This window comes from Streptomyces sp. NBC_00287, assembly GCF_036173105.1.
In the GTDB taxonomy this organism is placed as follows: domain Bacteria; phylum Actinomycetota; class Actinomycetes; order Streptomycetales; family Streptomycetaceae; genus Streptomyces.
On sequence record NZ_CP108053.1, the window covers coordinates 8,213,354 to 8,226,113 of the forward strand.

The 12,760-nt window shown below is 71.9% G+C and carries 11 protein-coding genes; 7 read left to right on the forward strand and 4 right to left on the reverse strand.

The window, feature by feature from the left end; genetic code table 11:
* Nucleotides 1-11 precede the first annotated feature (11 nt).
* On the reverse strand, nt 12-776 hold the full coding sequence (locus OHT76_RS37230; protein ID WP_328875273.1) for a crotonase/enoyl-CoA hydratase family protein: 765 nt from the start codon (nt 774-776) through the stop codon (nt 12-14).
* Nucleotides 777-819: 43 nt separating this feature from the next.
* On the opposite strand from OHT76_RS37230, the gene OHT76_RS37235 reads away from it, so the two are divergent.
* Nucleotides 820-1,530 carry an SDR family oxidoreductase gene (locus OHT76_RS37235; protein WP_328875274.1) on the forward strand — a complete coding sequence of 237 codons (711 nt, stop codon included), beginning with the start codon at nt 820-822 and terminating at the stop codon, nt 1,528-1,530.
* A 3-nt stretch (nt 1,531-1,533) separates the two neighbouring features.
* Here OHT76_RS37235 and OHT76_RS37240 read toward each other — a convergent pair whose 3' ends face one another.
* Nucleotides 1,534-2,508: a lysylphosphatidylglycerol synthase transmembrane domain-containing protein gene (locus OHT76_RS37240; protein WP_328875275.1), complete on the reverse strand. Its 975-nt coding sequence runs from the start codon at nt 2,506-2,508 to the stop codon at nt 1,534-1,536.
* A gap of 135 nt (nt 2,509-2,643) precedes the next feature.
* On the opposite strand from OHT76_RS37240, the gene OHT76_RS37245 reads away from it, so the two are divergent.
* A complete protein-coding gene (locus OHT76_RS37245; protein WP_328875276.1) occupies nt 2,644-4,530 on the forward strand; it encodes an ABC transporter ATP-binding protein in 1,887 nt (628 codons plus the stop codon).
* 207 nt (nt 4,531-4,737) lie between these two features.
* The gene (locus tag OHT76_RS37250) at nt 4,738-8,622 is read left to right on the forward strand and encodes a glycoside hydrolase family 2 TIM barrel-domain containing protein (RefSeq protein ID WP_328875277.1); all 3,885 of its coding nucleotides are present in this window, start codon (nt 4,738-4,740) and stop codon (nt 8,620-8,622) included.
* On the opposite strand, the gene OHT76_RS37255 is transcribed toward OHT76_RS37250, so the two are convergent.
* On the reverse strand, nt 8,623-9,960 hold the full coding sequence (locus OHT76_RS37255) for a diacylglycerol/lipid kinase family protein (RefSeq protein ID WP_328875278.1): 1,338 nt from the start codon (nt 9,958-9,960) through the stop codon (nt 8,623-8,625). It lies immediately after the preceding gene.
* A gap of 126 nt (nt 9,961-10,086) precedes the next feature.
* Between OHT76_RS37255 and OHT76_RS37260 the strand changes: the two genes are divergently transcribed.
* The gene (locus OHT76_RS37260) at nt 10,087-10,317 is read left to right on the forward strand and encodes a hypothetical protein (RefSeq protein WP_328875279.1); all 231 of its coding nucleotides are present in this window, start codon (nt 10,087-10,089) and stop codon (nt 10,315-10,317) included.
* A gap of 3 nt (nt 10,318-10,320) precedes the next feature.
* On the opposite strand, the gene OHT76_RS37265 is transcribed toward OHT76_RS37260, so the two are convergent.
* Nucleotides 10,321-10,773 carry a hypothetical protein gene (locus OHT76_RS37265; RefSeq protein WP_328876719.1) on the reverse strand — a complete coding sequence of 151 codons (453 nt, stop codon included), beginning with the start codon at nt 10,771-10,773 and terminating at the stop codon, nt 10,321-10,323.
* A gap of 372 nt (nt 10,774-11,145) precedes the next feature.
* Here OHT76_RS37265 and panD point away from each other — a divergent pair, with 372 nt between their 5' ends.
* The 3 genes from panD to OHT76_RS37280 are packed head-to-tail and all read left to right on the forward strand — an operon-like array spanning nt 11,146 to nt 12,600.
* A complete protein-coding gene (panD, locus tag OHT76_RS37270) occupies nt 11,146-11,565 on the forward strand; it encodes an aspartate 1-decarboxylase (protein ID WP_269663018.1) in 420 nt (139 codons plus the stop codon).
* Nucleotides 11,566-11,590: 25 nt separating this feature from the next.
* The gene (locus OHT76_RS37275) at nt 11,591-11,935 is read left to right on the forward strand and encodes a GNAT family N-acetyltransferase (protein ID WP_328875280.1); all 345 of its coding nucleotides are present in this window, start codon (nt 11,591-11,593) and stop codon (nt 11,933-11,935) included.
* Nucleotides 11,935-12,600, forward strand: coding sequence for an aspartate/glutamate racemase family protein (locus OHT76_RS37280; RefSeq protein WP_328875281.1), 666 nt, complete (start codon nt 11,935-11,937; stop codon nt 12,598-12,600). Before OHT76_RS37275 ends, OHT76_RS37280 begins: the two co-directional genes overlap by 1 nt.
* Nucleotides 12,601-12,760 lie beyond the last annotated feature (160 nt).

Below are 12,760 nucleotides of genomic sequence, written 5' to 3' on the forward strand. Positions count from 1 at the left end.
GCGCCCTGGTCCTACAGGTCCCCGAAGGCCCCGTGCCGCCCCGCCCCCGCAGCGAACCGCGCCGCCCCCTCCAGGCTCTCCGCCAACACCCCGACTCCGTGCCGGAGTTCCGACCGCAACGCGGCCGTCTCGTCCAGGCCCTCCTGGTCAAGCACCGACGCCCGGTCCGCGCGCAAGCAGGACTGCGGGAAGCGGGCGATCTCGGCGGCCAGCGCCTCGGCCTCCGCGCGGGACGTGCCCGTGGGGACCACCCGATTGACCAACCCCATCCCGTACGCCTCCGGCGCCGCCACCGGCCGTCCCGTCAGGATCATGTCCAGCGCGCGGCTCGTGCCGATCAGCCGGGGCAGCCGTACCGTTCCGCCGTCGATCAGCGGGACGCCCCAGCGGCGGCAGAACACGCCGAAGACGGCGTCCTCCTCGGCGACCCGCAGATCGCACCAGAGGGCCAGCTCCAGGCCTCCGGCCACGGCGTGCCCGGCGACCGCCGCGATCACCGGCTTGGACAGCCGCATCCGGGTCGGGCCCATCGGGCCGTCGCCGTCCTCCGTGACCTGGTTGCTCCGTTCGGTGCCGAGCGCCTTGAGGTCCGCGCCCGCGCAGAACGTCCCGCCCTCACCCCACAGCACCGCCACCCGCGCCTCCTCGTCCGCCTCGAACTGGCGGAAGGCGTCGGCCAGTTCGTGGGCGGTCGGTCCGTCGACGGCGTTGCGGGCCTCGGGGCGGGACAGGACGACCGTGGTGACGGGGCCTTGGCGTTCGACGCGGACGGGCATGGTGGAATCCCCTTCGGTTAGGCGACGACCAGGGGAGTGTTCCATGGCGGTACGGGGTACGGGCGAGCCCGTCGCGGTGGTGACCGGTGGCAACCGCGGCATCGGGCTCGAAGTCGTCCGGCAGCTCGCGGAGCGCGGATACCGGGTCGTCCTCGGGGCGCGGGACGAGGCCAAGGGGCGGGCCGCGGCCGCGCGGGTCGATCCCGGCGGGGAGCGGGTGAGCGCCGTACGGCTCGATGTCTCCGACGACGCGAGCGTCACCGCCATGGCCGCCTGGGTGACCGAGCGCCTCGGCCGTACCGATGTCGTCGTCAACAACGCCGCGATCCTCTACGACACCTGGGCACGGGCCCGCTCCGCCGACCTCGACGAGGTGCAGCGGGCCCTGGACACCAACCTTTTCGGCGCCTGGCGGGTCACCCAGGCCCTGCTCCCGCTGCTGGAGCGCAGCCCGCATCCCCGCGTGGTCAACGTCAGCAGCGAGGAGGGCTCGCTCGCCGGGATGCGCGGCGGCACCCCCGCGTACAGCGTCTCCAAGGCCGCGCTGAACGCCCTCACGCGGCTGCTTGCCGGTGAACTCGGGCCTCAGCGGGTGCTGGTGAACGCCGTCTGCCCAGGTTGGACCGACACCGATATGGGCCGCGGCGGGCGTCCGGTGCCCGAGGGGGCCGCCGGAGTCGTATGGGCGGCCACGCTGCCGGACGACGGACCGACCGGCGGATTCTTCCGCGACGGCAGGCCGGTCCCTTGGTGAGCCTCAGATCACCTTCCAGCGCACCAGCGCCCCCAGCGTCAACGCGCCGGGCAGGATCGGCAGCCACACCGTGATGATCCGGTACGCCAGCACCACCGCCGTCGCCACGGCCGCCGACCCGCCCGCCGCCACCAGCGCCACGATCAGCGCCGCCTCGACCGAGCCGAGACCGCCCGGGGTGGGGATCAGCGCGACCGCGACCGTCGCGGCGAGGTAGGCGACCGCCATGTGCAGGGGCGGCACGTCGAGGCCGAGCGCCTCGCCCACCGCGACCAGTCCGGCCGCCTGGAGGGCGGGGAACGCGAACGCGCCGCCCCACAGCGCCAGCGCCCGGGACGCGCGCGTGTGCACCGAGCGGGCCTCGCCGAGCGCGGTGCGCAGGAAGGAGAGCACGGTCGTGCGCACCCGGCGGATCAGCGCCAGGACGCCGGCTGTCACGAACAGGACCGCCGCCACTCCCAGCAGCAGCGGGCCCACCGCCCCCTCCGGCAGCAGGCTGCTGAGCCGTAGCGCGTCGGGGAACGCCAGGAGCAGCGCCGCCAGCAGGGCCACCCGGCCTATGGACTCGGCGAGGAGATAGAGCGCGATGGCCGCCGAGGAGCGGGCGAGCGGCAGCCCGCACACCGTCATGAACCGCAGATTGACCGCGCTGGCGCCCAGCCCCGTCGGCAGCAGATGGTTGGCGGCGCCCGCCGCGAACTGCGTGGCGAGCAGCCGGGCCGAGGGCAGCCGTTCGACCACGGCACCCTGCCGGGAGCAGGCCGCGGCCACCCACGTCAGACAGGTGGCGCCGGCCGCCGCCAGCAGCCAGGGCCACTCGGCGGTGCCCAGATGCGCGAAGCCCTCGGCGAGCACGGCGCGGTGCTGCACCGCCACCACCGCGACCAGCACGAGCGGAAGCAGACACAGGATCTGCCGGACGGGGACGCGTCGGGGGCGTCGTCCCTTGGGCGGGGCGGGGAGTTGAACGGCTGTCACACTCGGAGAGGTTTTCCGCGCCGCGCCAACTGCGGGTTGCGGAATCAGGGCTTCCGGCTTACGTCCGGTCATCGGGACCCTCGGTCCGGCCGGTGTGTTGACCTCAATAAAGCTTGAGGTTCTACGTTCTCTCCCATGAGCATGGAGACCACAGCGTGGACACAGCTGCACACCGTCATGAACGCCGAGGAGGAGCGCCGCCCGTTCGCCCGCGACACGCTGCGCCGCATCGGCGCCTTCGCCCGCCCCCACCGCAGACGCATCGCGCAGTTCGTCGTGCTCGGAGTGATCACCGCGCTGCTCGCCGTGGCGACGCCCGTGCTGGCCGGCGGCGTCGTCAACGCGATCGTGTCGGGCGGCGACGAGGGCAAGGTCGTACGGCTCGCCCTGCTGATCGCCCTCATCGCGGTCGTGGAGGCCGCGCTCGGCATCCTCGCCCGGCGGCTTTCGGCGACGCTCGGGGAGGGACTCATCCTCGATCTGCGGACGGCCGTGTTCGATCATGTGCAGCGCATGCCGGTCGCGTTCTTCACACGTACCCGTACGGGAGCGCTCGTCTCCCGTCTCAACAACGACGTCATCGGCGCCCAGCGGGCCTTCAGCAACACCCTCTCCGGGGTGGTGAGCAACTTCGTCACCCTGCTGCTCACCCTCGTCGTCATGCTCACCTTGTCCTGGCAGATCACCCTGCTCGCGCTGGTGCTGCTCCCGGTTTTCGTGATCCCGGCCCGCCGCATGGGCCGCCGGATGGCCCGGATGCAGCGGGAGGCGGCCACCCTCAACGCGGCGATGGGCACCCGGATGACCGAGCGCTTCTCCGCCCCCGGCGCCACCCTCGTCAAGCTCTTCGGCCGCCCCGAGCAGGAGTCCGAGGAGTTCGCGGCCCGCGCCCGCCGCGTCGCCGACATCGGGATCCGCACCGCCACCGCCCAGTCGGCGTTCATCACCGCCCTGACCCTGGTCTCCGCCCTCGCGCTCGCCCTGGTCTACGGCCTCGGCGGCTTCTTCGCCCTGCGCGGCAGCCTCGAACCCGGCGCCGTCGTCGCGCTCGCCCTGCTCCTGACCCGGCTGTACGCCCCGCTGACCGCCCTCGCCGGAGCGCGCGTCGAGGTGATGAGCGCCCTCGTCAGCTTCGAGCGCGTCTTCGAGGTGCTCGACCTCGAACCCCTCATCCAGGACAGGCCCGACGCCAAGGACATCCCCGAGGGCCCGGTCTCCGTGGAGTTCACCGACGTCCGCTTCGGCTACCCGTCCGCCGACAAGGTCTCCCTCGCCTCCCTGGAGGAGGTCGCCTCGCTCGACACCCGCGGCGGCTCCGAGGTCCTGCGCGGCCTCTCCTTCCGCGCCGAGCCCGGACAGACGGTCGCGCTGGTCGGCTCCTCCGGCGCCGGCAAGTCGACGATCGCGAGCCTGCTGCCCCGGTTGTACGACGTCGACGGCGGCGCCGTACGTCTCGGCGGCGTCGACGTCCGCGAGGTGAGCGCCCGTTCCCTGCGCGCGACCCTCGGCATGGTCACCCAGGACGGCCATCTGTTCCACGACACGGTCCGCGCCAACCTGCTGCTGGCCCGCCCCGCCGCGAGCGACGAGGAGCTGTGGGACGCCCTGCGCCGCGCCCGCCTCGACCACCTCGTCCGCGCCCTGCCCGACGGCCTGGACACGGTGGTCGGTGAGCGCGGCTACCGGCTCTCGGGCGGTGAGCGTCAGCGGATGACCATCGCCCGGCTGCTGCTGGCCCGGCAGCGCGTCGTCATCCTCGACGAGGCCACCGCCCACCTTGACAACACCTCCGAGGCCGCCGTCCAGGAGGCCCTCGCCGAGGCGCTGGAGGGCAGGACCGCACTCGTCATCGCGCACCGCCTGTCGACGGTACGGGCGGCCGACCAGATCCTGGTGGTCGAGGACGGCCGGATCGTGGAACGCGGCACCCACGACGAACTGCTGGCGGCGGACGGCCGGTACGCCGAGCTGTACCGGACGCAGTTCGAGGAGCGGCCCGGCGAGGTCGAGGCGGCGGCGTAGACACGCGGGCCGGCACCGGAGCTGAGGTCTGCATTCAGCCACGTTCGGCCAACTCGCCACTCGGGAACACACAAAGACCGACAGCATCGTTGCTTCACTCGGGATCGCATCCTAGGGTTCGTTCGGTTTACCAACAGCATCGAACAGGATCTGACGCTCCCTCACGCATTGCAGAGCCGCACTGTCGTCCCGAGGAAGGCCACGGTCATGCCGCACTCTCCCGAGTCTCCCGGCCACCCGATCCGCCCCCTGCCGGTGAGTCGCCGCCGTCTGCTGGAGGGGGGAGCCGCCGTCCTCGGCGCGCTCGCCCTGTCCGGTCCGCCCGCCCCGGCGCGGGCTGCCGACGGAACCGGGGCGGCCGCCGGCTCCCCGGAGTGGAACGGCAACATCAGCCTCTTCCAGGTGGGCGCCGAGCCACCCCACACCACGCTCATGCCGTACGCGGACGTCAAACAGGCCCTCGCCGCAGACCGCACCAAGTCGCCGTACCGGCTGAGCCTCGACGGCACCTGGAAGTTCGCCTACGCCGAGCGCCCCGACGACCGGGACACCGACTTCCACCGCACCGACGTCGACGACAGTGACTGGGACACCATCCCCGTCCCCTCCGTGTGGCAGACGCACGGCTACGACCGCCCGATCTACCTCAACATCACCTACCCCTACTGGGGCCCCAACGGCCTGGGCGAGGAACCGCAACCGCCCGCCGCGCCGACCCGCTACAACCCGGTCGGCCAGTACAGAAGAACCTTCACCGTCCCCCGCGACTGGGCAGGACGGCGCACGTTCCTGCACTTCGAGGGCGTGAAGTCCGCCCACTACGTGTGGATCAACGGCGAACTCGTCGGCTACCGCGAGGACTCCTACACCCCGGCCGAGTACGACATCACCGACCACCTCCGCCCCGGCACCAACCGGATCGCGGTGGAGGTCTACCGCTACTCCGACGGCGACTGGCTGGAGGACCAGGACATGATCCGGCTGAGCGGCATCTTCCGCTCGGTCTACCTCTACTCCACCCCGGCCGTGCACCTGCGCGACTTCAAGCTGGACACCCCGCTGAGCGGCGACTACAAGTCCGCCCAGCTGTCGGTGACGGCGAGCGTGCGCGCCTACGACAGCGGCGCCTCCGGTTCGTACACGGTGGAGACCCAGCTGTACGACGCCGGCGGCCACGCCGTCTGGTCCCGCCCCCTTCAGCAGACCCTGGACGTCGGACCGGCCGGCGAGGACACGACCGTGAACGCGGCCAAGTCCGTGCCTGCGCCGAAGCTGTGGTCGGCCGAGTACCCGTACCTCTACACCGCCGTGCTGCGGCTGCGCGACCCGGCGGGCAAGGTGATCGAGACGCTGTCCCACCGGGTCGGGCTGCGCGAGTTCGCGCTGAAGGACGGCCTGATGCGCATCAACGGGCAACCGGTGTCTCTCCGCGGCACCAACCGCCACGAGATGCACCCCGACCGCGGCACCGCGCTCACCCGCGCCGACATGGTCCAGGACATCGAGATCATCAAGCGGCTGAACATGAACACGGTCCGCACCTCGCACTACCCGAACAACACCGTGTGGTACGAACTCGCCGACGAGTACGGCCTCTACCTCGTCGACGAGACCAACCTCGAAACCCATGGCATCCGCGGCCAGTACCCCGGCAACCACGCCGACTGGACCGAGGCCTGCGTGGCCCGCGCGCAGAACATGGTCCACCGCGACAAGAACCACGCCTCCGTCGTCATCTGGTCCCTCGGCAACGAAGCGGGCACCGGCAGCACCTTCAACGCCATGTACGACTGGATCAAGTCGTACGACACCACCCGCGTCGTCCAGTACGAGGGCGACGACCGGCCCGGCATCAGCGACATCCGCTCCGAGATGTACGACACCCCCGCCCGCGTCGAGTCCCGTGCGAAGGACACGGCCGACACCCGGCCGTACGTCATGATCGAGTACTCCCACGCGATGGGGAACTCCAACGGCAACTTCAAGAAGTACTGGGACCTCGTCCGCCGCTACGAGGTCCTGCAGGGCGGCTGGATCTGGGACTTCGTCGACCAGTCCCTCAGCTGGCCGACCCCGACCCGCAAGCTGCTGACCGAGACCGGCCCCGTCGGCCTGCGCGGCGAGATCCTCGCCCCCTCCGGCACCTTCGACCGCGCCAAAGGCATCTCCGGCGGCACCGTCTTCGCCCGCGACCCGCGCCTGGATCTCACCGGCTCGCTCACCCTGGAGGCCTGGGTCACCCCGCATGTGACCGGCTACCACCAGCCGATCATCGCCAAGGGCGACACCCAGTACGCCCTGAAGCAGTCCAGCAAGAACCTGGAGTTCTTCATCCACGGCGGCGGCCAGTGGATCACCGCCACCTGGCCCCTGCCGGCCGACGGATGGACCGGCACCGAGCATCACATCGCGGGCGTCTTCGACGCGGACACGGGCACGCTCACCCTCTACGTCGACGGCGAGGCCAAGGCGACCCGCACCACCACCCGCAGACCCGGCAGCAACACCGCGCCGCTCGCCCTCGCCACCGACGTCGACAACTCGACCCGCGAGTTCAGCGGCACCATCCGCCGCGCCCGCGTCCACGCCCGCGCCCTGAGCGCCGCCGAACTCGCCTCCGACCGACGCGGACCCGGCGACGAGGACGTGTGCTTCTGGTTCGACGCGGCCACCGTCGGCTTCACCGAGAAACGGCCGAAGGAGAAGACGTTCTTCGCCTACGGCGGCGACTGGGGCGACAACCCCAACGACGGGAACTTCGTCGCGGACGGCATCGTCACCGCCGACCGCGGACACACCGGCAAGGCCGCCGAGATCAAGCACGTCTACCAGGCGATCAACGCGACCCTCGGCGAGGGCGGCGCGATCACCCTCACCAATGAGTACCTGTTCACCAACCTCCGGGAGTTCGACGGCAGTTGGACCCTGCTGGCGGACGGCAAGGCCGTCCGGCGGGGCAAGCTCAGCCGGGCCCAGCTCGATGTCCCACCGCTGTCGAGCAAGGACATCACCGTGTCCGTGGAGCCGCCCGAGGCGGCCGAGTGCTTCCTCCAACTCTCCTTCACCACCAAGGAGTCCACGAAGTGGGCCAAGGCGGGCTTCGAGGTGGCCCGGCAGCAACTCGCCCTGGACTCCGGCAGCCCGGCCGTGACCCCGGTGCGGCTGGACAGCGTCCCCGCTCTGGCGCACGTCGACGGCGAGGGCTCCGTCACCGTCACGGGCGAGGACTTCTCCGTCACCGTCGACAAGTTGAGCGGCATCATCACGTCGTACGAGGCCGCGGGCGCCCGGCTCATCAGCTCCGGGCCCGCGCCGAACTTCTGGCGCGCGCCGACCGACAACGACAAGGGCAACGGCCAGCACACCCGCAACCAGACCTGGCGGGACGCCGGCACCCACCGCAAGGTGACCGACGTCAGCGTCCGCCCCCTGGGCGACCGGGCCGTCGAGATCAAGGTCAGCGGCACCCTGCCGACGACCACGGAGTCGACGTACACCACCACCTACACCGTCTTCGGCAACGGCGAGATCAAGGTCGACAACACCCTTCATCCGGGCGCGAGTTCACTGCCGTACATCCCGGAGGTCGGCACGCTCCTCTTCCTCCCCGGCCGTCTGGACCGGCTGCACTACTACGGCCGCGGCCCCGAGGAGAACCACTGGGACCGCAACAACGGCACCGACGTCGGCCTGTACTCCGGCACCGTCGCCGAGCAGTGGACCCCGTACATCCGCCCTCAGGAGAACGGGAACAAGACCGACGTCCGCTGGGCCGCCCTCACCGACGGCGGCGGCGTCGGGCTGCTGGTCAGCGGCGAGCCCCTGCTGGAGATCAACGCCTCCCGCTTCACCCCGGAGGACCTGTCGGCCGGTGTGCGCCACGACTACCAGCTCACCCCGCGCGAGGAGGTCGTCCTGCGGGTGAACCACCGCCAGATGGGCGTGGGCGGCGACAACAGCTGGGGCGCGCACACGCACGACGAGTACAAGCTGCTCGCGAACCGCGACTACGCCTACACCTACCGGCTGCGCCCCCTGACCGACGTCGCCGAGGCGACCCGGGCCTCGCGGCGGCCCACCGCGACGGACTGATCAGACGCGGCGGCCGGGCGCGGCCGTACGACCGACCGCCGCGGCCAGTTTGCGCAACCGGCGCCAGTCCAGGCCGGGTTCGCGCCGGGCGAGCCCCGGCCGTTTGCGGGGCACGCGGACGGACAGGGCGCCGGGTGCGATACGGCAGTGCACCGGGGCGGGCAGGACGAGGGCCTCGCCGTCGAGGCCGATCTCGACCTCCGGACGGTCGGACTCGACGACGACCTCGGGCGCAGTGTGGACGGTCAGCGCGGCCGGGGCCGGGTCGAGGAGCAGCGTGGCGGCCTCGGCCGCGCTCTCCACCCGTATCCCGAGGACGCCGAGCACGCCGGTGTCGAGCCGGTCGCGCCGGCCGAATCCGAAGGGATCGCCGGTCCGGTACGGGTTGTTGCTCACGAGTACGGCTTGCGGGGCATCGAGGGTGACCTCTCCCGCGCGGGCGGTGAGCCGCGCTCCCTGCCGCCCGGTGAGCAGATCGGGCAGCAGCTCCAGGCTGGTGCCGAGCTTGTCGTCGCGGTACGAGGGGCTCTGCACGATCGCCGCGTACGCCCCGAAGGAGGCGTTGTTGACGAAGGGGCGGTCACCGGCGAAACCGAGGTCGACCCGGAGTTCGACGCCGTCGGTCAGCGCGTCGAGGCAGGCGGCGGGGTCGTCGCGGTCCAGACCCAGGTCCAGCGCGAAGTGGTTGCGGGTACCGGCGCTGATGACCAGGAAGGGGATGCCGTGCTCGGCGGCGACGGCCGCGACCAGCGCCTGGGTACCGTCCCCGCCCGCGGCCCCGAGCAGATCGGCACCGTCGGCGACGGCGGCCCGGGCCAGCGCGGTGACATCCTGCGGCCGCTCGGGATCGAGTACGACGACCCGGGCGCCGAGCTGTTCGGCCCGCTCTTGGAGGCCGTACCGGACGACCTTCCCGCCGCCGGAGCGCGGGTTCATGATCAGGAACGGTTGCTTCGGCGGCGGACACCGGCGCTCCTTGACCCGGTGGCGTCCGGTGCCGCGCAGGGCGTACCGGCCGCACCAGACGGCAAGGCCCCACAGGGCCAGTGACAGCGGGAGGGCCCAGAAGAGGGTGGTGGCGAACAGTGCGATGAGACACGCGGGTACGACGAGGGCGACCAGCGCCGCCGCCCACCTGAGCGGCCCTCGCAGACTTACCGTCCACCACACGGCGGCCGCGGTGACGGCCAGTCCGACAGCACCGCACACCAGCAGCAGCATCCCACCGAGACCGCCGTACCCGAGCGGCACGAGCACGGCGAGCCCGGCAGCCGCCAGCGCCGCCCTCGCGGCCCACCGCTGTGTGCGATAGCTGCGTCCGCTCACGTCGTCGATCACGCGGTCATCGTAGGTCCCTATGGTGGGATAACCACACGGCCCCGAACGAGGGAAGCCGACTCCTCCTTTACGGGCCATGCGCCGGAACCGGCGTGTCACCGCCGTGCGCGGGCGCGTTGCACCGGCATGGATTGCACAGCCACGACCGGCCCGCTCCTTGTGGGGTGCGAGGACCGACCGGCGTCCTACGGCGCACTCGCCGCCCTGATGCGCCGACAGGACCCGCCCATCTATGCCGCGATGGTCACCGAGTGGCTCGCCCGCGGCCGGACGGTGCCCGGCACGCATGACGCACAGTGGACCGCCCTCGCCTCCGGTGCGCCCGCGGCGGCCGGAGGCTCTTCGGCGGACGCGTAGGGGTCAGTCCCTGCCGCGTTGAAGCGACCGGGTGGCCGGTGCCCCGCACATCGGGCACCGCCGCTTCGAGTCGGCCTGTGCGGCGAGTCGGCCGAGGGCGAACTGGAGGGCCAACTCCACGGCGGCGGGGACGAACAGGGCGCCGGTGCCGTCCGGTGGAACGAGCCAGCGCAGCCGCCCGCCGAGCCGGTGCGGCGCGGGCACCGCGATCCACGAACCCTGGCCCGCGTAGCGGATGCCCGAGCCGATCCAGCGGCCCTGCGGGTCCGGCGGCAGGAAGAAGGCCACGCGACGGGCGGCGGCGTCCGCCAGCGCGGGACCGGGAGGCTGGGGGATGCACAGCAACACGTCCAGGGCGAGCACGCCCAGTTCCTCCGGCACGCTCAGCACGTCCCAGAACCGTCCGCAGGCCAGCACCGCGATCCCGTCCACGTCGTGCCACTGCCGTTTGCACATCCGCGGGTCGGTCGCGGCGGCGGCGAGCCATTCCACAGCCTGCTTCGTGCCAGTGCGCAAGGTGTCCTCCGGGGTCCATCGGCCCGCGCGAGCGGACCGCACTCTTCCCTCACTGCCAGGGCGGCCGACCAGGCGCTTTTCATGCTGGTAGATATTTCTATCGGGCGGAAGGGGTGGCGAACCATGGCGAATTCCTCGACACCGGCCGGCCGTACGCCACGGAGGCGTTCCGTGTGGCAGGGGTCATAAAGGGCGCGCGAAGGTGGTTGCGTACGCTGGTACGGGTCGGGCCACCGGCTCGGCCGCATAGTTGGGAAACAGCCCTTGACCTGCGAGAACGCGGGCAGGGAGCCTAGTCTCAGGAGTACCTCGATGCTGCGCACCATGTTCAAGTCCAAGATCCATCGCGCCACCGTCACCCAGGCCGACCTGCATTACGTGGGATCGGTGACCATCGACGCGGACCTGCTCGACGCCGCCGATCTGCTGCCCGGCGAGCTGGTGCACATCGTCGACATCACCAACGGCGCCCGGCTGGAGACGTACGTCATCGAGGGCGAACGCGGCTCCGGTGTGATCGGGATCAACGGTGCCGCCGCCCATCTCGTGCACCCCGGAGACCTGGTGATCATCATCAGCTACGCTCAGGTCACCGATGCCGAGGCGCGGGCGCTGAAGCCTCGGGTGGTGCATGTGGACCGTGACAACCGGATCGTGGCCCTCGGCGCCGACCCGTCCGAGCCGGTGCCGGGCTCGGACCAGGAGCGCAGCCCGCAGGCCGTACCGGCCTGACCGACCCAGGACCAGGAGCGTGTCCATGAGTGACATCGAGATCCGCGACGACCGGGCGGCGGGCCGCCTGGAGGCGTTCGCCGGTGATGAAGTGGTCGGCCACATCGAGTACTTCGTCCTCGAAGCCCCCGGGCACGCCCTGGTCCCCGTCCACACCATCGTCGAGCCCGCCCACGAGGGAAAGGGCATCGCCGGCTCCCTCGCCCGCGAGCTGTACGGCATCGCCGAGCGCGAGGGCACGGTCGTCGCCCCCCTGTGCCCGTACGTCGTCAAGTGGGCGGAACGCCACCCCGACGAGGCCCCCGCCGCCGACCCCGAGCTGCTGCGCGCGGCGAAGGACTGGCTCGTGGCGCACCCCGGCCGCTTCTGATGTCCCTCGCCCTCCTGCACACCTCACCGGTCCACGTCCCCGTCTTCGACGCCCTGCGCGACGAGACCCTTCCGGGTCTGGAGCTGCGTCACTTCGTAGACGAGCGGCTCCTGGAACGGGCCCGTGGCGAGGGACCCGACGCGGTCGCGCCCGACGTAGCGGCGGCTCTTCACCGCGCCGTCGCCGAGGGCGCGCGTGCCGTGCTGTGCACCTGCTCGACCATCGGAGGCGTGGCCGAGGCGGCAGCCGCCGACATCGGGGTGCCGGTCCTCCGCGTCGACCGCCCGATGGCGGCCACCGCGGTCGCAACCGGCCCCCGGATCGTCGTCCTCGCCGCCCTGGAGAGCACACTCGGCCCGACGGCGGCCCTGATCGAGGAGGAGGCCGAGCGTGCCGGACGCCGGGTCACGGTGGAGACCCGCTTCGTCGAGGGAGCCTGGCCGCGCTTCGAGGCAGGCGACACGGAGGCGTACGTACGGCTGATCGCGGCCGCCGCCGACGCAGTGACCTCCGCCGACGCGATCGTCCTGGCCCAGGCCTCGATGGCCCCGGCCCAGCACCTGACGACGACCACCGTTCCGGTCCTTTCCAGCCCGCGTCTCGGCCTGGCGGCCGGGGCCCAGGCGGGTGACTGCACGGGCGAGCCGGGGTACGCGGGGGAGTAGTCCAGAGAGCCGCTCTTCATTTCAGGCTGGAGGACACGATGACCAACCCGTACCCGGACCCGGTCCACCCGGACCCGACCCCCGGGCCCGCACCGACCCCGCCCCCAGAACCACACCCGTCCCCGGGCCCGGTCCCCACACCCCCGCCCCCACCGCCGGG

What these genes read in the sequence shown, in the direction of transcription:
- OHT76_RS37280 (WP_328875281.1), top strand. Translation starts at nt 11,935, where the DNA reads ATGTCCCTCGCCCTCCTGCACACCTCACCGGTCCACGTCCCCGTCTTC.
- panD (WP_269663018.1), top strand. Translation starts at nt 11,146, where the DNA reads ATGCTGCGCACCATGTTCAAGTCCAAGATCCATCGCGCCACCGTCACC.
- OHT76_RS37250 (WP_328875277.1), top strand. Translation starts at nt 4,738, where the DNA reads ATGCCGCACTCTCCCGAGTCTCCCGGCCACCCGATCCGCCCCCTGCCG.
- OHT76_RS37265 (WP_328876719.1), bottom strand. Translation starts at nt 10,773, where the DNA reads ATGTGCAAACGGCAGTGGCACGACGTGGACGGGATCGCGGTGCTGGCC.
- OHT76_RS37260 (WP_328875279.1), top strand. Translation starts at nt 10,087, where the DNA reads ATGGATTGCACAGCCACGACCGGCCCGCTCCTTGTGGGGTGCGAGGAC.
- OHT76_RS37245 (WP_328875276.1), top strand. Translation starts at nt 2,644, where the DNA reads ATGAGCATGGAGACCACAGCGTGGACACAGCTGCACACCGTCATGAAC.
- OHT76_RS37235 (WP_328875274.1), top strand. Translation starts at nt 820, where the DNA reads ATGGCGGTACGGGGTACGGGCGAGCCCGTCGCGGTGGTGACCGGTGGC.
- OHT76_RS37230 (WP_328875273.1), bottom strand. Translation starts at nt 776, where the DNA reads ATGCCCGTCCGCGTCGAACGCCAAGGCCCCGTCACCACGGTCGTCCTG.
- OHT76_RS37275 (WP_328875280.1), top strand. Translation starts at nt 11,591, where the DNA reads ATGAGTGACATCGAGATCCGCGACGACCGGGCGGCGGGCCGCCTGGAG.